This is a genomic window from Achromobacter sp. LC458, from assembly GCF_001005835.2.
GTDB lineage: Bacteria > Pseudomonadota > Gammaproteobacteria > Burkholderiales > Burkholderiaceae_B > Achromobacter > Achromobacter spanius_B.
Genome location: NZ_LBHW02000025.1, coordinates 53,662 through 75,580 on the forward strand (window position 1 = coordinate 53,662; position 21,919 = coordinate 75,580).

A 21,919-nucleotide genomic window follows, 5' to 3' on the forward strand; every position below is an offset into this window, starting at 1 on the left:
CTAAACCGCTTTGACACCATGTTCCTGACATCTGCCAAACCGCAAGAAGAAAGAATCAAATGCCTGCTCGTCGACGACATTCCCGAAAACCTGATCGCGCTGGAAGCGCTGCTGCAAAATGAAAAGATCCAGGTGCTCAAGGCCCAATCCGGCCCCGAAGCGCTTGAACTGCTGCTGAACCACGGCGACGTCGCGCTGGCGCTGCTGGACGTGCAGATGCCGGACATGAACGGATTCGAGTTGGCCGAACTGATCCGGGGCAGCGAGCGTACGCGCCACATTCCGCTGATCTTCATCACCGCCGGTTCGCGCGAACACAACTGGCAGTTTCGCGGCTATGAAAGCGGCGCCGTGGACTTTCTGTACAAGCCCATCGACCCGCACATGCTGCGCATGAAGGCAAACGTCTTTTTCGAGTTGCATGAGCGCAAGCGCGCGCTGGCGCAGCAGCTGGAAGAGCGCACCGAAGCCTTGCGCATCAACGAGATGTTCATGGCCGTGTTAAGCCATGACCTGCGCACGCCCTTGCAGTCGATCGTGATGGGGGCGTCCTTGTTGCAGCGGCAGACAGACCCCGGCCGCGTGGCGGGCCTGGCCCAGCGCATGTTGCAAAGCAGCGAGCGCATGGCGCGGTTGATCGAAGACCTGCTGGACGTTACGCGTATCCGGCAGGCGGGCGGCTTGACGCTGGCCTCGGCCCAGCAGCGCATGGATGCACTGGTGCGCCGCACCGTGGACGAAGCGCAGACGGGCCGGCCCGACCGGCAGATCGAATGCGAATTCGTGGGCGACATGGCGGGCGTCTGGGACGGCGACCGCCTGTGCCAGGTGTTTGCCAACCTGATCGGCAACGCCCTGCATCATGGCGACCGCGACATCCCGGTGCATGTGCACGCCGACGGCACAGTGGCCGACCGCGTCACGGTCACGGTCAGCAACGGCGGCACGATTCCACCGGCGTTGCTGCCGCATCTGTTCAATCCCTTTCGCAGCGGCGAGCGTCGGGCTGACAGCCACAACGGGCTGGGGCTGGGCTTGTTCATCGCGCAGCAGATCGTGCTGAGCCATCACGGCCGCATCGGCGCCGAATCGCGTAACGGCGTGACGCGCTTCCGGGTGGACCTGCCGCGCGACAGCCAGCGCGGCGCGCCGGCGTAGATCGAAGCCGGCGTAGATCGAACTCGGCGTAGATCGAAGCCGGTGCAGATCGCACCCGGTGCAGATCTCACCCGGTGTAGATCGAACCCGGCGCGGACCAGACCCCGGCGTGGGTCAGAACTCGGCCGAGACCGACAGCAGCACCGTGCGCGGTGCGCCGACGGTCAAGCCTTCCCGCGCGGCCGACTGCCAGTAGTTCTTGTTGAACACGTTTTCCACCGTCGCCCGTACCACCATCGGCGTGCCGCTGGCGTTGAACGCGTAGCGCGCGCCCAGATCAAAGCGCGTCCAGCCGGGGATCGTCTGCGTGTTGCCCACGTCGACATACTGCTGGCTGGTGCGCACCATGCGCGCCGTGACGGTCAGGCCGGGGAGAAAGGGCGTGTCCCATTCCGCTGCCGCGTTGAACTGAAAGCGCGGCACGGCCGGCGCCCAGTTGCCATCATTGGCACCGCCTTCGGTGCGCGTCAGGCGCGCGTCGGTATAGGCCACGCCGCCCAGCAATCGCACGCCGGGCGCGGCGTCGCCTTGCACCAAGAATTCCAGGCCGCGATTGCGCTGCTGTCCGTTGGATACGTAGCGGCGGGTGTCGGGGTCCAGAAAGCTGCTGGGTTTTTCGATCTGGAACGCGCTTAGCGTCGTGGAGAATTCGCCAAAGTCGTATTTGCCGCCCACTTCGATCTGCTTGGCAATTTCCGGCGCGAACATTTCCCCCGCATTGATCGAGCCTTCGGGCGCGGTGCCGCCCTGGCTCAAGCCTTCGATGTAGTTGCCGTACAGGGACAGGCGCTGGGTGGGGCGCACGGTCAATGCGAAGGCGGGCGTGACGGCCGACTTGGCATATTCCGACGTGCTGCGCCCGGTGGCGGCGTCAAAGTTGGTGGACTCGATGCGCTGGTGCCGAAAGCCCGCAATGACTTGCACGCGGTCATCCAGGAACGAGATCTTGTCGGCCAGCGCCACGCTGTACAGGCGCGACTCGCTGGTCTTGGGCAGGTCGCCCGGTCGCGCGATGTCCGGCTTGGGCAGGTCGGCCGGGTCGTACAGGTTTGAGAACACGGTGCGCGAACGGATGCGGGCCGACGAATAATCGATGTCCAGCGCGCTGGCGCTGATGGATGGCTCATGCTTGACGGCGCCGGTGTTAAAGCGCCCGCGCAGGCCGATTTCGCCCGTCTTGCTCAACAGGTTCTCGTTCAGCCGGGCCGGCACGGCGCCGATGTCGCCGTCGCCGTCCAGCATCAGCCAGCTGGTTTGCAGGCTTTCAAAGTCGTGCTTGCGCGCGCCGATGGCGCCGTACACCGTCCAGTCGGGCGTCAGGTCGTATTCGGCGCGCAGGGCGCCCGACCATTCCTTGGTCTTCCAATAGGTCCATGACGGAAAGAAGTTGCCGCGCGCGTCGGGCGCCGCGCCGATGTCCACGCCCGGCGGCGGCGGAAACAGCAAGCCGCTGCGCGCATCGGTGGTGCGGTTCTGATAGTTGATGTCGCCGTCCAGCCGGAAACGTTCGGCCTGGTAATCCAAGCCCAGGGCCACGGCGCCCAGGTTTTCCTTGGAGCCGTCTTGCGGCAGGTCGCCACCGCTGCCGGCCACGTTCAGGCGCACGCCGAACTGTTGGGTGTCGCCATAGCGGCGCGCCAGGTCGGCGTGCACGCCAAACTGCGAGTCGCCGATGTAGTTGACGGAGTAGCGGTTAAGCGGCTCGGCGCCGGCGCGCTTGGGCACCAGGTTGATCGCGCCGCCCACCGAACCGTACGGTGCCATGCCGTTGAGCAAGGCGTTGGGGCCGCGCAGCACTTCCACGCGTTCGACGCCGACCAGCGAACTGGCGTTGCGCGGCGACACGCCGTACAGGCCGTTGAACGACACGTCGTAGTTGAACAGGGTGAAGCCGCGGATGTTGAATTCATCGCGTCCCGCGCCGCGTGAATACGTGTTGCGCACCGACGGGTCGTTGACCAGTACGTCGCCGATGTTCTGCGCCTGCTGGTCCTCGATCAGCTTGGACGTGTATTGCGTGGCGCTGAAGGGGGTGTCCATGTCGCTCATGTTGCCCAGCAGGCCGATGCGACCGCCGCTGGCCACCTGGCCGCCTGCGTAGACGGGGGGCAGGCTGGTGTCCACGGCGCTGCCCGTGACGGTGACGGCTTCCAGCGTGGTGGCGCCAGCGGCGGGCAGGGCGGACAGCCGGAACTGGTTGGGCGCCTCGCGCGTGGCGCGTAGGCCGGTGCCGGTCAATGCCTGGGTCAACGCATCGGCGCGTGTATAGCGGCCCCGCACGCCGCCGCTCAGGCGGCCGGCCAGCAGCTCAGGCGGCGCGGCCAGCAAGATGCCGGTTTCATTGGCCAGCCGGGTCAGCACCTGGTCCACCGGGGCGGCGGGGATGTCGAACGACAGCAGGTCGGCGGCGGGCGCGGACTGCGCATGCAAGGTCGGCGCCCAGGGGGCGAAGACGGCGGCGATGGCCAGCGCCAGCGCTGGCGCGGAGGGAAAGCGGTGAGACATGACGGAAACCTGTGCGCTCGTGCGAGGGGTCAATGAAGGAAGCGGGCGGAGAGGCAACGAAACCGGCTAACGAAGCGGCCAACGAAGCGGCCAACGAAGCGGGCTAACGAAGCGGGCCAACGAAGCGGGCTAACGAAGCCAGACAACGAAACGGACGTTGCTAGAACTCTTGCTTCCTAAATCGAACGACGCATCGAAATGCGGAACCGCATGCGTGAATATTTTTCAGGCGTCGCGTGCTTCGATGCTGATCCACCAAGGCAAGGGGCGTTGCAGGCGGATGGGCAGCACCGAGGCCAACATGGCCAGCGCGCGGTCCACATCGGTAAGCGGATAGCTGCCGAAGACGGGCAGGCGGCCCAGCTCGGGCGACAAGCCCAGGTGCCCCGGGTGGTAGCGGCGCAGTTCGGCCACCACGTCGGACAGCGGCGTGCCGTTGGCCAGCAGCAAGCCCCGGCGCCAGCTTTCACGGGCGGGGTCGGCCGGCATCAAAGGCTGCAAAGCGTCAGCGGTAAAGCGCGCCTGCTGGCCCGCGTTCACGACCTCGCTGGCGTCCGAGCGCAACAGGTTTACGCGCACCGCGCCGTCATACACCGCGACCAGCGTGCGCGCATCGCCCTGACTGACCGAAAAGCGCGTGCCCAGGGCTTGCACGCGGCCTTGGCCTGTTTCCACGAAGAACGGCCGCAGCGGGTCCTTGGCGGTATCGATCAGGATTTCGCCCGCCGCCAGTTGCAGGCGGCGTTCGGTGTTGCGGTACGCCACGTTGAACGCGCTTAGCGCATTGATCCAGACCGTCGTGCCGTCGGCCAGTGTCACCTGCCGGGTTTCGCCCACGCCCGCCTGGTATTCGTTGCCCCATAGCGTGGCCAACGCGGACAAGGGCGTCTGGCGCCATGCGGTCCAGCCGATCCACGACAGCCCCAGCGCGCCGGCCAGACCCAGCACCACCTGACGGCGACGACGGGGCGCATCGCTGCGCGCCTGGCGAAATGCCGTCACGGCGGCGTGACGGTCAGGGCTGGATTGCAAGGGGGTAAAGCGGCGGTCGATACGTTCAACGTAGCTCCACGCTTGCCGCTGTTCGGCGCCCCGGTCCATCCATTGCCGCCATTGCTGCTGCTCGGCGGCGGACGCTTGCCCGGTGCGCAGACGCGCGTACCACTCGGCGGCTTCTTCCATGACGCGGTGCGACGGTTCGACAGCGGTCACGGCCGTCATGGCGATACGGGCGATACGGGCGATGCCGACAATGCAGGCAGCGCAGGCTTTGCGGGCAGTGCAGGCGTTGCGTGCGTTGCGGGCAGCGCGGGCAGTGCGGCGGCGGGAGCCGCAACGCGTTCCTCCGGTAGCCCGGCGGCCAGCCGCGCTTCCAGCTTCATGCAGCACAGCATGGCGCGCGCCACGTACTTGCGCACCATGCGCGCCGACACGTTCAGCGTGGCCGCGACTTCGTTATCGGTCATTTCGCACGCCACCGCCATGACGAATGCGTGCGCGACCTTGGGCGGCAGTTCGCGCAGCATCGTGTCGATTTCGCCCAGCGCTTCCAGGACCATCGCCTGGTCTTCGGCGGACGAAACGGTGGGTTCGGGTTGGGTGGCCAGCGCGTCCAGCCAGGCTTGTTCCAGGCTGCGGCGGCGCCAAAGATCCACGCACATGCCGTTGGCCATCTTGCGCAGATAGCTGCGTGCTTGTTGGGGGCTGTCGAAATGGCAGGGGCGGGTCAACAGGCGCACGAAGGCGTCGTGCGCCAGGTCGGCCGCATCCGCCGCGTTGCCCAGGCGCCAGTTCACCCAGGCCAGCAACCAGTGATGATGGTTGCCGTACAAGTGTTCGAAGTCCGTGGACAAAGGGGGTGCAGCGCTCAAGGGTCCCGCCCGCTCACGACAGGTGTCGGCATTAATGCTAATGCGAACACTTATCAATTATTTACCGAGGGCAGATTATTGCGCGGCGCCGGGCGGCTTGGCAACCCGGGCAAAAACCAGTGTGGCGCGGGGGCGTCACGGCCCCGGGCTGGAACACGGACCACCGGCCCGAACCACCGACCCGAACCACCGACCCAAACCACCGGCAACCCGCGTCCCGCATTGCGCGGACGCGGGTTGCCGTTCTTCGCTAGCTCAAGCTGGCGTCAGCACGCCGTCGACCATGCGGGCGATCGACAGGGGGTTGGCGCGCTTGACGCCGTCGGGCAGCAGCGCGTCGGGCAGGTCCTGATAGCAGACCGGACGCAGGAAGCGGCGGATCGCCGTGGCGCCCACCGACGTCGAGGCCGGATTGGACGTGGCCGGGAACGGGCCGCCGTGCACCATGGCGTGGCTGACTTCGACGCCGGTCGGGTAGCCGTTGGCCAGGATGCGGCCGGCCTTGCGCTCCAGCACGGGCAACAAAGACTTGGCCTGGGCCACGTCGGCATCGTCCACGAACAGGGTGGCGGTCAACTGACCTTCCAGGTGCTCGGCCACGGCCGTCATCTGGGCCACGTCGCGGCAGCCCACCACCAGCGAGGCCGGGCCGAACACTTCGGCCTCCAGTTCGCGCGATGCCAGGAAGCGGTCGGCTTCGGTGCCGAACACCACCGCGCCCGCCGCGTTGGCGGCCGGCTTGGACGCTTCGCCACGGCCCAGGGTGGTCACGCTGGCGTGCTTGGCCAGCGCATCGGCGCCTTCCTGGTAGGCCGCGAAGATGCCCGGGGTCAGCATGGTGGCCGCGCCCTTGGCGGTGACCGCCTCGGCGGCGGCTTTACGGAAGCGGTCCAGCGCCGGGCCTTCAACGCCCACGACCAGGCCGGGGTTGGTGCAGAACTGGCCCACGCCCATGGCCAGCGAATCCACGAAGCCCTTGGCGATGGCTTCGGCGCGCGCTTCCAAAGCGGCCGGCATCAGGAACACGGGGTTGATGCTGGACATTTCGGCGTACACGGGAATCGGCACGGGGCGGGCGTTGGCGGCGGCAACCAGCGCCAGACCGCCACGGCGCGAACCCGTGAAGCCCACGGCGGCAATGGCCGGGTGCGACACCAGCGCGGTGCCGATTTCGCTGCCGGCGCCAAACAACAACGAGAACGTGCCTTCGGGCAAACCGTGCTTGGCGACAGCGGCCTGGATCACGCGGCCAACCATTTCCGAGGCGCCGGGATGCGCGTTGTGTGCCTTGACGATGACGGGGCAGCCGGCGGCCAGCGCCGAAGCGGTGTCGCCGCCGGCCACCGAGAAGGCCAGCGGGAAGTTGCTGGCGCCGAACACGGCAACGGGACCCAAGGCCACGTTGGCCAGGCGCAGGTCGGCGCGCGGCAGCGGCTGGCGTTCGGGTTGTGCGGGGTCGATCGTGGCGTCCAGGAAGTAGCCGTCGCGCACGACCCGCGCAAACAGGCGCAGCTGGCCCACGGTGCGGCCGCGTTCGCCTTGCAGGCGGGCGACGGGCAGGCCGGTTTCCAGGTGCGTGCGTTCAATCAGTGCGTCGCCCAGCGCCAGGATGCCTTCGGCGATGCTTTCCAGGAACTGCGCGCGGGTTTCCAGCGGGGCGGCACGGTACGTGTCGAAGGCGGCGCGGGCCAGTTCGGCGGCGCGCGCAACGTCGTCGGACGAGCCGGCGGGGAAGGCCGGCTCCAGGCGTTCGCCCGTGGCCGGGTTGATGGCGTATTGCGCGGCGCCCGCGCCCAGGACGGCGGTCGAGCCGATCAGCATTTTGCCGGTCAGTGTCATGATGAATTCTCCGAAAAAAACGCCCCCGAGTCCGGGGGCTGATTGCAGTTCAGTCGGGCCGCTTACTGGGGGCCGAGCTTCTTGATCAGGGCGTTGAGCATTTCCATTTCTTCGCCCGTCAGGTCGGTCAGCGGCGCGCGCACCGGGCCGGCGTCGTGGCCGACCAGCTTGGCGCCAGCCTTGACGATGCTGACGGCGTAGCCGGCCTTGCGGTTGCGGATTTCCAGGTACGGCAGGAAGAAATCATCCAGCAAGCGGTTGGTGGTGTCCGAGTCCCCGGCGGCAATGGCGCGGTAGAAATCCATGGCGGTCTTGGGCACGAAGTTGAAGACGGCCGACGAATACACCGGCACGCCCAGCGCGCGGTAGGCGGCGGCATAGACTTCAGCCGTGGGCAGGCCGCCCAGGTACGAAAAGCGGTCGCCCATCTTGCGGCGGATGCGCACCATGGCCTCGATGTCGCCAATGCCGTCCTTGAAACCGACCAGGTTCGGGCAGCGTTCGGCCAGGCGTTCCAGGCTGTCGGCCGACAGGCGGGACTGGGCGCGGTTGTAGACGATGACGCCGATCTTGACCGACTTGCACACCTGTTCCACGTGCGCGGCGATGCCGTCTTGCGAGGCTTCGGTCAGGTAGTGGGGCAGCAGCAGGATGCCCTTGGCGCCCTGGCGCTCGGCTTCTTGTGCGTAGGCGATGGCGGTGCGGGTGGGGCCGCCTGCACCGGCCAGGATCGGCACCTTGCCGGCGCAGGTCTGCACGGCGGTGCGGATGACGTCGGAATATTCCTGGGGCGCCAGGGAGAAGAACTCGCCAGTGCCGCCCGCGGCGAACAGCGCGGTGGCGCCATACGGGGCCAGCCATTCCAGGCGTGCGGCGTAGGTCTTGGCGTTGAAATCGCCGTTCTGGTCAAAGTCCGTCACGGGGAAGGACAGCAAACCTTCCGAAACAATTTCCTTGAGTTCCTGCGGGGTGGTCATAGCGCGATCGTCCGGTGTGGTCGCGGCCAGCCTGCTTGAGGGGGCTTGGCGCGAGGGGGGCGGTGGTGAAAAGGTAAGTCATCGTACAACACGTTTTCGGCCGTTTCAAGGGCGTCCGCTCTATGGTTTCACTTGTAGACAAGGGGAAACCCGAAATTTATTTTTGACCGCGTTCAAGGATATTCTCACGGTTGTACGATAACGTTTTGGATGCCGGATTTACCTGCATCCCTATGCAAAAGGACTTTTCATGCAGGTTGCGCAACCCCAGGCGCCCGTGCTCATCAAGATACACGCGGATGACAACGTGGCCATCGTCGCCAATGAAGGCGGCTTGCCCGCCGGTACGGTGTTGCCCGATGGATTGCAGTTGGTGGACGCCGTGCCGCAAGGCCACAAGGTCGCGTTGCGCGATCTGGCCGAAGGCGATGCCGTGGTCCGCTACAACGTGGTGGTCGGTTACGCGGCCAAGGCCTTGCCGCGCGGCAGCTGGGTGAACGAACGCGTGACCACCATGCCGTCGGCGCGCACCTTGGAAGACCTGCCCGTGGGCACGCGCGTGACGCCGTTGCCGCCGCTGGAAGGCTATACGTTCGAAGGCTATCGCAATGCCGACGGCACCGTTGGCACGCGCAACATCCTGGCCATCAGCACCACCGTGCAATGCGTGCAGGGCGTGGTCGAACACGCCGTGGCGCGGATCCGCCAGGAACTGCTGCCGCGCTATCCCAACGTGGACGACGTGGTGGGCATCGAACACACCTACGGTTGCGGCGTGGCCATTGACGCGCCGGGCGCCGCCATCCCCATCCGCACGCTGCACAACATTGCGCGCAACCCAAACTTTGGCGGCACGTCCATGGTGGTCAGCCTGGGGTGCGAAAAGCTGCAACCCGAACGCTTGCTGGCCCCCAACGCCATTCCGATCCGCGCGGGCGAGGGCATGGGCAAAAGCGGTGATGACCTCGAAGGCGTCGACACCATCGTCTTGCAAGACGAAGAGAACGTGGGCTTTCAGTCGATGATCGACGTGATCATGCGCACCGCCGAACGCCATCTGCAAAAGCTGAACGCGCGGCGCCGCGAAACCTGCCCCGTGTCGGACCTGACGGTCGGTGTGCAGTGCGGGGGCAGCGACGCATTTTCGGGCGTCACGGCCAACCCCGCCGTGGGGTTCGCCACCGACCTGCTGGTGCGGGCGGGCGGCACCGTGATGTTTTCCGAGAACACCGAAGTGCGCGACGGCATCGACCAGCTGACCGCGCGCGCCGCCACGCCGGAAGTGGCCGACGCGCTGGTGCGCGAGATGGCCTGGTACGACGACTACCTGCAACGCGGCATGGCGGACCGCAGCGCCAACACCAGCCCGGGCAACAAGAAGGGCGGCTTGTCGAACATCGTGGAAAAAGCGATGGGGTCGATCGTGAAGTCGGGCTCCTCGCCGATCCACGGCGTGTTGTCGCCCGGCAACCGGCTGACGCAAAAGGGCCTGATCTTTGCCGCCACGCCCGCCAGCGATTTCATTTGCGGCACGCTGCAACTGGCCGCGGGCATGAACCTGCACATCTTCACCACCGGGCGCGGCACGCCTTACGGCCTGGCGCAAGTGCCGGTGATCAAGGTGGCCACGCGCGACAGCCTGGCGCGGCGCTGGCACGACCTGATGGACGTGAACGCGGGGCGCATCGCCACCGGTCAGGCATCGATCGAAGACGTGGGCTGGGAACTGTTTCGCCTGATGCTGGACGTGGCCAGCGGCCGCCAGCAGACCTGTGCCGAAAAGCTCAAGCTGCACAACGCCCTGGCGTTGTTCAACCCTGGGCCGGTGACTTGACGCGGCGCTGACCCGCGTCCAAGCCGGACCCTACGCTGACCGCATTGCCATCGCACTACACCGACAAGAGGAGACACCGATGGAGCATGCCCCCTTGGCCCAACCCGGCCGCCGTCGACTGCTGGGCGCCGCATTGGCGTTGGGACCGGCCGCGCTGGCCCAGGCGCAGTCGTTCAACTTCACGCCGCAGCAGCGCTACCCCGACCCGTCGGTGCGCATCCTGGACCCAGAGTTTTCCAAATACCGCATCTACAGCAGCAGCGTCGAGCAACTGGCCAGCGGCTTCCGTTGGCTGGAAGGCCCCGTGTGGGTGGGCGACGGCCGCTATCTGCTGGTGTCCGACATTCCCAATGACCGCATCCTGCGCTGGGACGAAACGACGGGTGCGATCAGCGTGTTTCGCCAACCGGCCAATTTCAGCAACGGGCTGGCGCGTGACCGCCAGGGGCGTCTGCTGGCCTGCGAGCACCTGACGCGCCGGGTCACGCGCACCGACTACGACGGATCCATCACCGTGCTGGCCGACGGCTATGACGGCAAGCGCCTGAATTCCCCCAACGACATCGTCTGCCAGCGCAACGGCGCCATCTGGTTCACCGACCCGCCGTTCGGTATCGGCGGGCATTGGGAAGGCGACAAGGCAAAGCCCGAACTGCCGCATGGCGTTTACCGCATCGACCCGGCCGACGGCCGTGTGACGCGCGCGCTGGACGATCTGGCCGGCCCCAATGGCCTGTGCTTTTCACCGGACGAAAAAATCCTTTATGTGGTCGAGTCGCGCCATCAACCGAACCGCGTGGTGTGGGCGTATGACGTGGGCGCGGACGGCGCCTTGTCGGGCAAGCGCGTGCATATCGACGCGCAAGGCCCCGGCGCCATCGACGGCATCAAGTGCGACGAAGACGGCAACCTGTGGTGCGGCTGGGGCAGCAATGGCGCGCCCAATGCCAAGTCCGAAGAGCTGGACGGCGTGATGGTGTTCAACCCCGCCGGCAAGCCTATCGGCCACATCCGGCTGCCGGAACGCTGCGCCAACCTGTGCTTTGGCGGCGCCAAGCGCAACCGCCTGTTCATGGCCAGCAGCCATTCGTTGTACGCGCTTTACGTGGAAACGCGCGGGGCGGCCTGAGTGCAGATGGGCTGAACGCAGGCCACTGAACGCAGGCCACTGAACGCAGGCCACTGAACGCAGGCCACTGAACGCAGGCCACTTTGTTTTTCGTGCGCGGCGACGCAGGCGGGGCGCCGCGCCGGTTTTACCCCAGAACACCTCAAACAGTGTGGAGACAGCATGGACGTAAGCAAGAGACATTTCCTGGGCGGCGCCGCGGCGCTATGCCTGTCGCCGCTGGTGCCGGCATGGGCGCAGCAAGCCGGCGCATCCGCCGGTGGCAATGCGGCGAACTGGCCCACGCGGCCGGTGCGCATCATCGTGCCTTACCCGCCCGGGGGCTCGTCGGACATCATCGCGCGCATCCTGGCGCCGCGCCTGTCCGACGCGCTCAAGCAGACGGTGGTCGTGGAAAACAAGCCTGGCGCCAACGGCAACCTGGGCGCGGGCCTGGTGGTGCAATCGGCGGCCGAAGGCCACACCGTGTTGCTGTGCGATGTGGGCGCGCTGGCGATCAGCCCGTCCGTATACACGAAGCTGTCGTTTGACCCGTCCAAGGACCTGCGCGCCGTCAGCATGCTGGCGTATTCGCCGCACGTGCTGGCCGTGCATCCCGACGTGCCGGCCAAGACGGTTCAAGAACTGGTGGACCTGTCGAAGAAGCAGCGGCTGAATTTTGCCGTGACGGCGATTGGCAGCGCGCCGCACCTGGCGGCCGTGGCCGTGCAGCAGGCCACCGGCGCGCAGTGGGAATACGTGCCGTACAAGGGCGGCTCGCAGGCGGTCACCGACACCATCGGCGGCCAGACGCAGATCATCATGAACGGCCTGCTGGCCACGTTGCCGCACATCAAGGCCGGCAAGCTGCGCCCCATCGCCATTTCCAAGGGCGAACGCATGCAGCTGGTGCCCGATATCCCGACCATTTCCGAACAAGGCGTGAAGGGCTTTGAATCGGGCACGTGGCAAGGCGTGATGGCGCCGGTCACCACCACTGACCCGGTAGCCGAACGCCTGGCCGTGCTGCTGGCGCAGATCGTCAACCAGCCCGACGTGAAGGCGCAATTGAACGAGCAGGGCGCCGAAATCGTGACGCGCAACCCGGCCGAGCTGACGCAGTTCTTCAACAGCGAACGCGCGCGCTGGGCCAAGGTCGTGAAAAGCGCGGACATCCGGCTGGATTGATCCGGGGCGCGGCGCGGGTGCTGGCCGGGTTGCTGGCTTTGGGCTGGCTGTGGGCTGGCGCGGGCGGTGCGAACTGCACGCATCGCACGGACTGCACCGATCCCACGGGTTGCGAAGGCGGGGCGGATGGGCGCACACTCGTGCCAGGCTTGCCCCGCATTCGTCATCCTCTGGAGCCACGATGAAAGCCCTGATCCTGGCCGCGTCCCTGGCGCTGGCGGCCAGCCCCGCGCCGGCGCGGGACGGCGTGCCCAGCGTCCCACAACCCCCCGCGTCCGCGCGCACCTTGCCTGACACGTGCCTGGGCACGTCATGCCCGAAGACGGTTGACCCGAACCGCAGCGGGCAACCCTGCCTGGGCACCTCTTGTGGCGGCACCGACTACCCGCCACCCGGCTCCCGCACCACGCCCGTCAACCCGCCGTGGAGTGGTCCGGCACAACCGAAACTGCCGCCGATGCCGTCGCGCTCGGGGCCGCCCGTTGGGCCATTGACGCCCGGCCCAGTGTTACCGCGTTAGTGTCGGCGACGCCCGCCGTGACACCATGTTGAAAAAATGCGTGACGATACTTGTTGCAGGGCAACACGGCCTGTTATCTTCCCGCCGATAACAAGATTGTTGCGTTTCTTTGCACCGGTCGCGACCCTGGGGAACCCATCCATGCCTGCCCGACTACGCCTTATGTCCGAGCCCGCCCCAGGGCCTGAACCCTTCTTGCTGGCTGCCGCCGCGCCCAAACCCGCGCCGTCCACCGACGCCCTGGGGTGTTCGGCCAGCAAGCTGGTCATCAACCAGCATTTCGAAGGCGGCGGGCTGACGTTTTATCGCAAACGCACCGACAACGAACGCTTCGGCACCGTGGAGACGCCTGCGTCCGACCGGGGTTTTCTGGTGGGCGTGGCGATGCAGGGGGGCCACCGCCGCCGCATCCTGCAAGGCCAGCATGCAACGGCCCACGATTTCGACATCGGGTCGGTCTACATCCGCGACTTCAACGATGATTACCGCGCCGATCTGACCGGCGGTTTTGACTTTGTGCTGATTGAATTGCCGCGCGCCTTCATCGAACGCGTCAACGATGAAAAAGGCGGGTCCCGGGTCAGCAGCCTGCTGCCGCGCACGGGCAAGGGCGACCCCGTGCTGGCAAATCTTTCGCAAGTGTTGACGACGGTGCTGGCGCAGCCCGCGCCGGCCAACAGCTTGTTTGTGGAACACCTGAGCCTGACGATCGGTGCGCACCTGCTGGCGCATTACGGCGCCGGCGCCACGACCGGCTGGGAGCCCGCGGGCGGCACGCGCGTGCTGTCGCGCAAGCTGGAAGCGCGCGCCAAGGACATGTTGCTGTCGACCCTGCGCGAAGATTTGTCGATGACGGATATCGCCGAAGCCTGCAACCTGTCGCGCAGCTATTTCATCAAGGCCTTCCGCCAGACGGTAGGCACCACGCCACACCGATGGCTGCTTGAGCAGCGCGTGCAAAAGGCACAGGAATTGCTGCGGGTGCCGGGACAGTCGATTACCGACATCGCGCTGCTGTGCGGTTTTGCGGACCAGGCCCATTTGACACGCGTGTTCACCAGCGTGGTGGGCGTATCGCCGGGCGCTTGGCGCAAGGTGCACGCCTAGGGCGCCTGCCCGTTGTGCGATCATTGCTCTTTCGTACAAAGCAACACCCAAGTACGCAAGACCCACCGGCAGCCCGAAGCTATCTTGATAGCGTATCTTGCCGCTTTCTTCGGACTACCCGGACGTGAATCTCATGAATCGCCCAGCCATCGACCTTGCCTGCCGTCCGCCGGACTTGCCGGCCTTGCATGCGCAGGCGTTTCCCATGCTGACCGCCGCCCAGATCGCGCGGGCCACGCCTTACGGTGAACCCATGCTGGCGCCGGCCGGCAGCGTGCTGCTGCAAAGCGGCGGCCAGGAGGCCGCCTTTCACATCCTGCTGCAAGGCACGGTTGAAGTGCTGGAATGCGAGGCCGACGGCGCCATGCAAAGCCTGCTGGTGCATCGCGATGGGGAATTTACCGGCAGCCTGGACCTGTTCACCGACCGCCCCAATGCCGTCACGGCGCGCGCCGCGTCGGACAGCCGGCTGCTGCGGCTGTCGCGCGAGGCCCTGGCGCGGCTGTTGCTGGCCGAACCCACGCTGGCGGACATCGTGCTGCGGGCGTTCATGCTGCGCCGGATCAGCTATTTGCGCCAGCGCCCGTATGGCGGCGCGATCCTGCGGTCGACCATGGGGGTAGGGCGGGTGGACCCGGTGTTGGACCTGGCGGTTATCGGCGGCGGTCCGGCCGGGTTGGCGGCCGCCGCCTATGCCGCGTCCGAGGGGCTGCACACCTTGCTGGTGGGCGGTTCGCTGTGCGGGGCGCAAGCGCTGGGCGCCTACGCCTTGCCCGCCTTTCCGGGCACCCTCACGGGCTTGTGCGATGGCGGACTGCTGCGCCGCGCCGAAACGCAAAGCCGCCATTTTGGATCGCACGTCATGCCGCAACGGCTGGCGACCGCGTTCGACAGCGCCAGCTATCCCTACCAGGTGTGGCTGGATGATGGTCAGGTGATCGAGGCACGTAGCCTGATCGTGGCGACCGGCCTGGCCGAAGACGGATCGGGCCAGGGCAATATCGACTGGCTGGAGGGCTGCCTGGACACCGATGACCGGGGCCGCATCCACACCGGTCGCGCCGCGGCGGGCTCCATGCAGGCACGCGCCTATGAAAGCTCGCAGCCCGGCGTGTTCGCGGCCGGCTCGGTGCGCGCCGGCTGCGTGCCGCAAGTGCTGGCGGGCATCGCCGAAGGCGCGGCCGCGGTGCGCGTCGTGCACCGCTTCCTGGACGCCTCGGCGCACTAAGCCGGCGGCTTGGTCACTAAGCCGGCGGTTCCGCCACCAAGCACGCGGCTCGGTCACTAAGCCGGCGGCTCGGTCACTAAGCCGGCGGTTCCGCCACTAAGCCGGCGGCTCGGTCACTAAGCCGGCGGTTCCGCCACTAAGCCGGCGGCTCGGTCATCCAGCCGGCGGCCCGCCCCTCACACCGGCGGGTCTCCCGACCGTGGCCTTCAACCGGCCTGGCTGCCCCCGGCCTCCGATGTAGCCCCAGGCTTCCCCTGCCGCAAGTCCAGCGCCAGGAAGTGATGCACCACCGGCTTTTCCGGCCCGATATGAAAGCGCTGGGCTTCGCCCTGCAAGTCGGCATCGGCCTGCGAGACGCGCTGATGTTGGCGCAAATGTTCCGCCCACGATTCCACCAGGAACCATTCCTGCACGCGCTCGGGTTCGCCGGTGTGCTCGGCCACGCCCCAGGCATAGGCGCCATCGCGCCGCCGTTCTTCCGCCACTGACTTGAGCGCGGCCAGGAACGCGGGGCGGTCCTGCACGCGGATGCGGTATTCGATCTGCACCATGACCGGTCCGCGATCGTGTTCCACCGGTGTGTCCAGCAGCGGTTCGGGCCAATGGTTGGACGGGTCCAGATTCGCTTCGCCCTGCGGCAAGCGCATGCGGTGCAGCAGCACCCCCGCCACCAGCAGGCCCGCCGCGCCGGCCAGCAAGGTGGCCGGCACGCCGATCTCTTGCGCCAGCAGGCCCCAACCCAGGCTGCCCGCCGCCATGGCGCCGTTGAAAACCATCAGGTAGATGGCCAACCCACGGCCGCGCACCCAGTTCGGCAGGATGGCCTGCGCGACCCCGTTGAACGTTGTCAGCGCCACGATCCAGCCCATGCCCAGCAGCAACAGCAGCAGCACGGCGGCCCATTGCGGCGGCGCGAACGACAGCGCGGCCATCACGGCAGCGGCCACGACGGCGGCGGCCAGCACCAGGCCATCGGTGTTCAGGCGTGCGCGCAGACGCGGCAACACCACCGCGCCCAGGATCGCGCCCACGCCCACCGCGCCCAGCAGCACGCCATAGAAGCCGGCGCTGCCGCCCAACATGCGGCGCGCCACCAGCGGCAGCAACGCCCAGACCGAGCTGGCAAAGATGAAGAACACGGCCGCGCGCAGCAACACCACGTGCAGCTCGCGGCTGGCGCGCGCAAACCGCACGCCCGCGCGGAAGGCGCCGAAGAACTGTTCCGACAAGCCGTCGTCCACTTTCTTGGGCCGCTTCCACCAGATCAGCGCGCCGATCACGAACACGTAGCTGATCACGTCCGCGCCATAGGCGGCGGCCGCACCGAACGCGGCCAGCAGCAATCCGCCCACGGCCGGGCCCAACGCGCGGGCGATGTTGATGCCCAGCGAGTTCAAGCCCACGGCGGTTTTCAGTTCGGCCTTGGGCACCAGTTCGGGCACGATGGCTTGCCAGGTGGGGCCCATCAGCGCCGTGCCCACGCCGCCCAGGAAGGTCAGGGCGATCAAGGTTTCGACGGTCAGCGTGTTGGTCTTGGCCATCATCAGCAGGGTGAAGCTGACGCAGGCCAGCAGCACCTGGATGATGATCAGAAAGCGCCGCCGGTCCAGGATGTCGGACAGCACGCCGGCCGGAATGGCCAGCAGGAACACCGGCAAGGTGGCCGCCGTCTGCATCATGGCGACGGCGGCGGGGTTGGTGGACAGGTCGGTAACCAGCCACGCGCTGGCCACGTCGCGCATGAAACTGCCGATGTTGCCCAGGATGGTGGCGCCCCACAGCACGGCGAATAGCGTGTGCTTCAAGGGCGCCATGCCGCTCACGGCGGCGGCGGGCGGGGGGGTGCGATCAGGTCCGGCCATGCAGGCGCTCCGTCAGGTCATGCCAGGCGACCAGGACGAATGCCCCGGCCAGCCCCAAGTGTTCATAGAACGCGTTCATTGTCATGAAGCGCGCGTCGGCGGGCGCTTGCCAGTAGCGGTTGGCCATCAGCGCCGCCACGGCGGTGAACAGCGCCAACGCCAGCGCGCCCAGCCAGCGCAGCCGCCCGGACAGGATCAGGGCGCTGGCGCCCAGTTCCAGCACGATAACGGCGACGGCGGCCGGCGCGGCGGGTTGCAGGCCAAAATGCGCCATCTCGGCCTGCGCGCCCGCAAAGTCCAGCAGCTTAACCAGCCCGCCCTGGATATAGGCGCCGCAAAGCGCCAGCAGGGCCAGCCAGCGCACCGCCTTCGAGGTCAGCGGACGGGGCACGGTCATACCGCCCAGCACGCGCAACCCAGCGCGCCCCAGAAGCCTTTCAGGTCCGACACCGGCAGCTTGCTGGCCCAGGCGCCCGCATGCTGGTGGCCGTGCACATTGCAGTCGTTCGCGCAGGCGCAGCCGGCGGCCGCTTCGCGCAGCGAGGTCTGCAAGGGCTTGCCTTCGGTGTCTGCCCAGGCGCCGTAGCCGCCGAACAGGCGCGTGGGCGACCAGTCGGGCATGGCGGGCGGGGGGGCCGCGTCGTCATGGGCCGAGAATTCGCCCGCGCCCCACACCACCTTGCCGCCCACCACGGTGAGCAGGCTGCTGGTGTCGGCGATATCGGATTCCGGGCACGCGAAGAAGTCGCGATCGGGTACCACCAGGTCAGCCAATTGGCCCACGGCGATGCGGCCTTTCTTGCCTTGTTCGTTCGAGAACCAGGTGACGTTCTCCGTCCACATGCGCAGCGCGGCGTCGCGGTCCAGGCAGTTGCGTTGCGGCGTCAGGCGCATGCCGCCCACGGTCTTGCCGGTGATCAGCCAGGACAGCGACACCCACGGGTTGTAGGACGCGACGCGCGTGGCGTCGGTGCCGGCCGACACGTTGACGCCTTTCTCCAGCATGCGCTTGACGGGCGGGGTGGCCTCGGCCGCGCCGGCGCCGTAGCGTTCAACAAAATACTCGCCCTGGTAGGCCATGCGATGCTGCACGGCCACGCCGCCACCCAGCGCCGCGATGCGGTCGATGGACTTTTCGGAAATGGTCTCGGCGTGGTCAAAGAACCAGTTCAGCCCGGCCAGCGGCACGTCGCGGTTGACGCGTTCAAACACATCCAGCGATCGGCTGATGGTTTCGTCATAGGTGGCGTGCATGCGCCACGGCCAGCGGTTCTGCGCCAGGATGCGCACCACTTCTTCCAGTTCGCCTTCCATCTCGGGCCCCATCTCGGGGCGCGGCTGGCGGAAGTCTTCGAAGTCGGCGGCCGAGAACACCAGCATTTCACCCGCGCCGTTATGGCGGAAGTAGTCGGTGCCTTGCTTGTATTGCGACGTGGCCGTCCAGTTCAGGAAGTCTTCTTTTTCCTGCTTGGGCTTTTGCGTGAACAGGTTGTAGGCCAGGCGGATCGTCAGCTGGTTGGCGTCGGCCAATTGCTGAATCACCTGGTAGTCCTCGGGGTAATTCTGAAAACCGCCGCCCGCGTCGATGGCGCCGGTGACGCCCAGGCGGTTCAGTTCGCGCATGAAGTGGCGCGTGGAGTTGACCTGGTATTCCAGCGGCAGCTTGGGGCCCTTGGCCAAGGTGGCGTACAGGATCGACGCGTTGGGCTTGGCCAGCAGCAGGCCGGTGGGGTTGCCGACGGCATCGCGCACGATTTCGCCGCCCGGCGGGGCGGGCGTGGTCTTGTCGTAGCCCACCGCGCGCAAGGCGGCCGCGTTCAGCAGCGCGCGGTCGTACAGGTGCAGGATGAACACGGGCGTATCGGGCGCCACGGCGTTTAGTTCCTCGATGGTGGGCAGGCGTTTTTCGGCAAACTGGTGCTCGGTGAAGCCTCCCACCACGCGCACCCACTGCGGGGCGGGGGTAATGGCGACCTGACGGCGCAGCATGGCCATGGCGTCGGACAGGCTGCGCACGCCGTCCCAGCGCAATTCCATGTTGTAGTTCAGGCCACCGCGGATGATGTGCAGGTGGTTGTCGATCAGGCCCGGCAGCACGCCGCGCCCGTTCAGCGCGATGACCTTCGTCGCGGGACCGGCCAGCGGCAGGATGTCGGCGGCGGCGCCCACGCGCGTGAAGCGGCCTTCGCGGATGGCGACGGCGTCGGCCACGGGGTTGGCCGGGTCCAGCGTGGTGAAGCGGCCCTGGTGCAGGATCAAATCGGGGGCTTGGGTGTCAACCATGGCGCTTGTCTCCACATGCATCGGCGGTTGTTTCAGAAGGGGCGGACGCCTTGGGGCAACTGGGCAGCTCGCCGAACATATGCGGCTTGACCTGCTCGTGCAGCCAGGACGTGCGCGTGGCCGGTTCAGCCATCATGCGCTTGACCAGCGGGGGAATCTGTTCGCCCGCCAGGATGCCCAGAAGGCCTACCAATGCAATGACCGGTGGCGCGGGCGAGCGCACGTTGAACAGCGCATAGATCACGCCGACCAACAGGCCAAGCGCCAGCGAAACAAGGTAGACCTTCATGGGCGGCTCCTATCAGGCTTCGTGCGCGTTGAACATGGACTTGGCGTAGATGATGCCCAGGCCATAGGCGCCGCCAAACTTCTTGGCGATGCCGGTGGTCATTTCGTAGCTGTCGGTGCGCGCCCAGTCACGCTGCATTTCCAGCAGGTATTGCAGCGCGGTGATCGGCTGGCCGCCGGCTTGCACGATGCGTTCGATAGCGCGGTTGTGCGCTTCCACGGACACGTCGCCGCAAGCGTCGGTGATGACATAGACTTCAAAGCCCTGGTCCAGCGCCGACAGGGCCGGGCCGACGATGCACACGCTGGTCCACAAGCCGGCCAGCACGATGCGCTTCTTGCCGATTTCGTTGACCTGCTTGATGACGGCGGCGTCTTCCCAGGTGTTCATGGACGTGCGGTCCAGCAGGGCCTGGCCGGGGAAGGGCGCGGTGACTTCGTCGAACATCGGTCCCGAAAAGCTTTTTTCGGCAACGGTGGTCAGGATGGTGGACGCCTTGAAACCGGCGGCGGCGTGCGCGACCAGCGCGGCGTTGTTGCGCAGCGTGATGGCGTCGATGGAATGGGTGGCGAACGCCATCTGCGACTGGAAGTCGATCATGATCAGCGTGTGGTCCTGCGGGGACAACAGCTTGGCGCCGGGTTTGGCGAAGGCGGTAACGGACATGGTGTGGCTCCTTGGGATGCCGTTTGGAAACCCCCGCAATGTGCCTGCGTTCCGTAGCGATGTATTGAACGATTGTCCGGCGCTTTGAAGATTGTGGCTGCCCACGGCCCTGCGGGGCGGCGTTCCGGCGTCCCGGCGTCCCGGCGTCCCGGCGTCCCGGCGTTCCGACTTCCCGACTTCCCCGCGCCCCGGCGCGAGAGCCCTGTTGTGCGCGGAACAATTTTGCAATGGCTTGTAAAAAAGTCGCGCGGCGGCTTTGCGGCCGTCGCACCGGTTTGGTGCCTGGCGCCGGATATCGGGCATGGCCGCGCGTCAAAGCGTGCGCCGGCGCCGCGCGCGGGGGTGGGTTTCAAGGGCGTCGGGGCGCTGCGCGGGCGCGCGGAACGCGGCTTTCGCGCTGGCACACATGTTGCTTGGTCATTGCATGGTTATGGCTTTTTCATTGTTTTTGCATTGCTTTTTCATCGCACGCACAGGGCATGCGCATGACCTGTTCAACGCTTGCGTATTGCTGATTCATTTCATTGGCTTGTTGCTACTATCGACCGTCGTGCCCCGCCGGTAAATAGCGAACGGGCAGGGTGCGCCGCCCGGACGTGACCAGCGTGACCGCAGTGTGGAGATTTTCATGAAGCATCTCATCAAGCACGTGACCCGCTACCGCTATGCCGCCCCGGTCAACTACACCATCCAGACGCTGCGGCTGACGCCCCGGCGCGACGACCATCAACATGCCTTGCGATGGCAGATCCAGACCCCGGGCGAAATTCAGCCCCAGGTGGACGCGTATGGCAACGTCACGCACACGCTGACGCTGCACCGCACCCATAGCGAAATCGAGATCCATGCGGTGGGGCAGGTCGACATCCATCCGCTGGCGCAGGGCCGCGTGGGCGATGAAGACGAACGCCTGCCCGTCTACATCTATGGCGTGCCTACCGCGCTGACCCAATGCGACGATTCCATCCGCGCGTTCTGCCGGCGTGTGGTGCCGCGCGGCGTGCACAGCGCGGACGACGTGCTGATGCTTAGCGCCGCCATCCGCGAACACGTGGCGGTTCAACCCGGGCTGGGCGGCCCCGCCATGACCGCCCCGCAAGTGCTGGCCGCGCGGCGCGGCGGCAGCCAGGACCAGACCCATCTGCTGTTGGCGTGCGTGCGTGCCCTGGGCACGCCGGGCCGCTTTGTCAGCGGCTATTGGCACGAAGCCGGCGACGACGCCGCCAGCCACGGGTGGGCCGATGTCTGGCTGGCCGGGCACGGCTGGGTCAGCGTGGACGTGAGCCACGCCGCGTTTGCCTCCGACGGCCATTGCCGCCTGGCCGTTGGCCGCGACTACGAATCTGCCTCGCCCGTGCGCTGGCTGCACGGCGCGGCGGCCACGCTGTCGATGGACGTATCGGTACAGGTGCAGGTGCAATCAAGCCACTGATTCCTTTGATCTTCCCTTTGCGCCCCCGCGTTTGCTCCCCGCGCCCCCATAA

At 66.9% G+C, this 21,919-nt stretch carries 17 protein-coding genes and 1 pseudogene; 8 read left to right on the forward strand and 10 right to left on the reverse strand.

Annotation, left to right across the window (positions count from 1 at the left end; translation table 11 throughout):
• Nucleotides 1-18 precede the first annotated feature (18 nt).
• Complete coding sequence (locus tag YH64_RS19905) at nucleotides 19-1,158, forward strand: hybrid sensor histidine kinase/response regulator (protein ID WP_046807060.1); 1,140 nt, start codon at nucleotides 19-21, stop codon at nucleotides 1,156-1,158.
• Nucleotides 1,159-1,272: 114 nt separating this feature from the next.
• Here the strand turns inward: YH64_RS19905 and YH64_RS19910 are convergent, their stop codons facing one another.
• From YH64_RS19910 to kdgD, 5 genes and pseudogenes are all read right to left on the reverse strand, one after another.
• A complete protein-coding gene (locus tag YH64_RS19910) occupies nucleotides 1,273-3,663 on the reverse strand; it encodes a TonB-dependent receptor (protein WP_046807061.1) in 2,391 nt (796 codons plus the stop codon).
• Between the two features lie 225 nt (nucleotides 3,664-3,888).
• A complete protein-coding gene (locus YH64_RS19915) occupies nucleotides 3,889-4,884 on the reverse strand; it encodes a FecR family protein (protein WP_046807062.1) in 996 nt (331 codons plus the stop codon).
• A gap of 110 nt (nucleotides 4,885-4,994) precedes the next feature.
• Nucleotides 4,995-5,516 (reverse strand): annotated as a pseudogene (locus YH64_RS19920) (sigma-70 family RNA polymerase sigma factor); the annotation flags it as partial.
• Between the two features lie 273 nt (nucleotides 5,517-5,789).
• Nucleotides 5,790-7,373, reverse strand: coding sequence for an aldehyde dehydrogenase (NADP(+)) (locus YH64_RS19925; RefSeq protein WP_046807063.1), 1,584 nt, complete (start codon nucleotides 7,371-7,373; stop codon nucleotides 5,790-5,792).
• 62 nt (nucleotides 7,374-7,435) lie between these two features.
• Nucleotides 7,436-8,350: a 5-dehydro-4-deoxyglucarate dehydratase gene (gene kdgD, locus YH64_RS19930; protein ID WP_046807064.1), complete on the reverse strand. Its 915-nt coding sequence runs from the start codon at nucleotides 8,348-8,350 to the stop codon at nucleotides 7,436-7,438.
• A gap of 250 nt (nucleotides 8,351-8,600) precedes the next feature.
• Between kdgD and garD the strand changes: the two genes are divergently transcribed.
• The 6 genes from garD (at nucleotide 8,601) to YH64_RS19960 (ending at nucleotide 15,335) form a co-directional block, all read left to right on the forward strand.
• Complete coding sequence (gene garD, locus YH64_RS19935; protein WP_046807065.1) at nucleotides 8,601-10,184, forward strand: galactarate dehydratase; 1,584 nt, start codon at nucleotides 8,601-8,603, stop codon at nucleotides 10,182-10,184.
• 79 nt (nucleotides 10,185-10,263) lie between these two features.
• Complete coding sequence (locus tag YH64_RS19940; protein WP_104145778.1) at nucleotides 10,264-11,313, forward strand: SMP-30/gluconolactonase/LRE family protein; 1,050 nt, start codon at nucleotides 10,264-10,266, stop codon at nucleotides 11,311-11,313.
• Between the two features lie 162 nt (nucleotides 11,314-11,475).
• The gene (locus YH64_RS19945; protein ID WP_046807067.1) at nucleotides 11,476-12,480 is read left to right on the forward strand and encodes a tripartite tricarboxylate transporter substrate binding protein; all 1,005 of its coding nucleotides are present in this window, start codon (nucleotides 11,476-11,478) and stop codon (nucleotides 12,478-12,480) included.
• A gap of 181 nt (nucleotides 12,481-12,661) precedes the next feature.
• Complete coding sequence (locus tag YH64_RS19950; RefSeq protein WP_082134633.1) at nucleotides 12,662-13,000, forward strand: hypothetical protein; 339 nt, start codon at nucleotides 12,662-12,664, stop codon at nucleotides 12,998-13,000.
• A 141-nt stretch (nucleotides 13,001-13,141) separates the two neighbouring features.
• Nucleotides 13,142-14,107, forward strand: coding sequence for a helix-turn-helix transcriptional regulator (locus tag YH64_RS19955; protein ID WP_223265042.1), 966 nt, complete (start codon nucleotides 13,142-13,144; stop codon nucleotides 14,105-14,107).
• A gap of 133 nt (nucleotides 14,108-14,240) precedes the next feature.
• On the forward strand, nucleotides 14,241-15,335 hold the full coding sequence (locus YH64_RS19960; protein WP_143215453.1) for a Crp/Fnr family transcriptional regulator: 1,095 nt from the start codon (nucleotides 14,241-14,243) through the stop codon (nucleotides 15,333-15,335).
• A 206-nt stretch (nucleotides 15,336-15,541) separates the two neighbouring features.
• Here YH64_RS19960 and YH64_RS19965 read toward each other — a convergent pair whose 3' ends face one another.
• From YH64_RS19965 to YH64_RS19985, 5 genes are read right to left on the reverse strand one after another with little or no spacing between them, the layout of a single operon-like run.
• Nucleotides 15,542-17,197, reverse strand: coding sequence for an MFS transporter (locus YH64_RS19965; RefSeq protein ID WP_046807069.1), 1,656 nt, complete (start codon nucleotides 17,195-17,197; stop codon nucleotides 15,542-15,544).
• Complete coding sequence (locus YH64_RS19970; RefSeq protein WP_046807082.1) at nucleotides 17,184-17,594, reverse strand: DoxX family protein; 411 nt, start codon at nucleotides 17,592-17,594, stop codon at nucleotides 17,184-17,186. Before YH64_RS19970 ends, YH64_RS19965 begins: the two co-directional genes overlap by 14 nt.
• Nucleotides 17,591-19,480, reverse strand: coding sequence for an amidohydrolase (locus tag YH64_RS19975; protein ID WP_046807070.1), 1,890 nt, complete (start codon nucleotides 19,478-19,480; stop codon nucleotides 17,591-17,593). The genes YH64_RS19970 and YH64_RS19975 overlap by 4 nt, the downstream gene beginning before the upstream one ends.
• The gene (locus YH64_RS19980; protein ID WP_046807071.1) at nucleotides 19,473-19,769 is read right to left on the reverse strand and encodes a XapX domain-containing protein; all 297 of its coding nucleotides are present in this window, start codon (nucleotides 19,767-19,769) and stop codon (nucleotides 19,473-19,475) included. Before YH64_RS19980 ends, YH64_RS19975 begins: the two co-directional genes overlap by 8 nt.
• Nucleotides 19,770-19,781: 12 nt before the next feature.
• Nucleotides 19,782-20,435, reverse strand: a complete 654-nt coding sequence (locus tag YH64_RS19985; protein ID WP_046807072.1) for a hydrolase — start codon at nucleotides 20,433-20,435, stop codon at nucleotides 19,782-19,784.
• A gap of 628 nt (nucleotides 20,436-21,063) precedes the next feature.
• Between YH64_RS19985 and YH64_RS19990 the strand changes: the two genes are divergently transcribed.
• Nucleotides 21,064-21,867 (forward strand): transglutaminase family protein, encoded by an 804-nt coding sequence (locus YH64_RS19990; RefSeq protein WP_046807073.1) that lies wholly within the window; start codon nucleotides 21,064-21,066, stop codon nucleotides 21,865-21,867.
• The last annotated feature ends 52 nt before the right edge of the window (nucleotides 21,868-21,919 follow it).

Coding starts and splice junctions, on each gene's coding strand:
- YH64_RS19905 (WP_046807060.1), top strand. CDS start 19: ATGTTCCTGACATCTGCCAAACCGCAAGAAGAAAGAATCAAATGCCTG.
- YH64_RS19910 (WP_046807061.1), bottom strand. CDS start 3,663: ATGTCTCACCGCTTTCCCTCCGCGCCAGCGCTGGCGCTGGCCATCGCC.
- YH64_RS19915 (WP_046807062.1), bottom strand. CDS start 4,884: ATGACGGCCGTGACCGCTGTCGAACCGTCGCACCGCGTCATGGAAGAA.
- YH64_RS19925 (WP_046807063.1), bottom strand. CDS start 7,373: ATGACACTGACCGGCAAAATGCTGATCGGCTCGACCGCCGTCCTGGGC.
- kdgD (WP_046807064.1), bottom strand. CDS start 8,350: ATGACCACCCCGCAGGAACTCAAGGAAATTGTTTCGGAAGGTTTGCTG.
- garD (WP_046807065.1), top strand. CDS start 8,601: ATGCAGGTTGCGCAACCCCAGGCGCCCGTGCTCATCAAGATACACGCG.
- YH64_RS19940 (WP_104145778.1), top strand. CDS start 10,264: ATGGAGCATGCCCCCTTGGCCCAACCCGGCCGCCGTCGACTGCTGGGC.
- YH64_RS19945 (WP_046807067.1), top strand. CDS start 11,476: ATGGACGTAAGCAAGAGACATTTCCTGGGCGGCGCCGCGGCGCTATGC.
- YH64_RS19950 (WP_082134633.1), top strand. CDS start 12,662: ATGAAAGCCCTGATCCTGGCCGCGTCCCTGGCGCTGGCGGCCAGCCCC.
- YH64_RS19955 (WP_223265042.1), top strand. CDS start 13,142: ATGCCTGCCCGACTACGCCTTATGTCCGAGCCCGCCCCAGGGCCTGAA.
- YH64_RS19960 (WP_143215453.1), top strand. CDS start 14,241: ATGAATCGCCCAGCCATCGACCTTGCCTGCCGTCCGCCGGACTTGCCG.
- YH64_RS19965 (WP_046807069.1), bottom strand. CDS start 17,197: ATGGCCGGACCTGATCGCACCCCCCCGCCCGCCGCCGCCGTGAGCGGC.
- YH64_RS19970 (WP_046807082.1), bottom strand. CDS start 17,594: ATGACCGTGCCCCGTCCGCTGACCTCGAAGGCGGTGCGCTGGCTGGCC.
- YH64_RS19975 (WP_046807070.1), bottom strand. CDS start 19,480: ATGGTTGACACCCAAGCCCCCGATTTGATCCTGCACCAGGGCCGCTTC.
- YH64_RS19980 (WP_046807071.1), bottom strand. CDS start 19,769: ATGAAGGTCTACCTTGTTTCGCTGGCGCTTGGCCTGTTGGTCGGCGTG.
- YH64_RS19985 (WP_046807072.1), bottom strand. CDS start 20,435: ATGTCCGTTACCGCCTTCGCCAAACCCGGCGCCAAGCTGTTGTCCCCG.
- YH64_RS19990 (WP_046807073.1), top strand. CDS start 21,064: ATGAAGCATCTCATCAAGCACGTGACCCGCTACCGCTATGCCGCCCCG.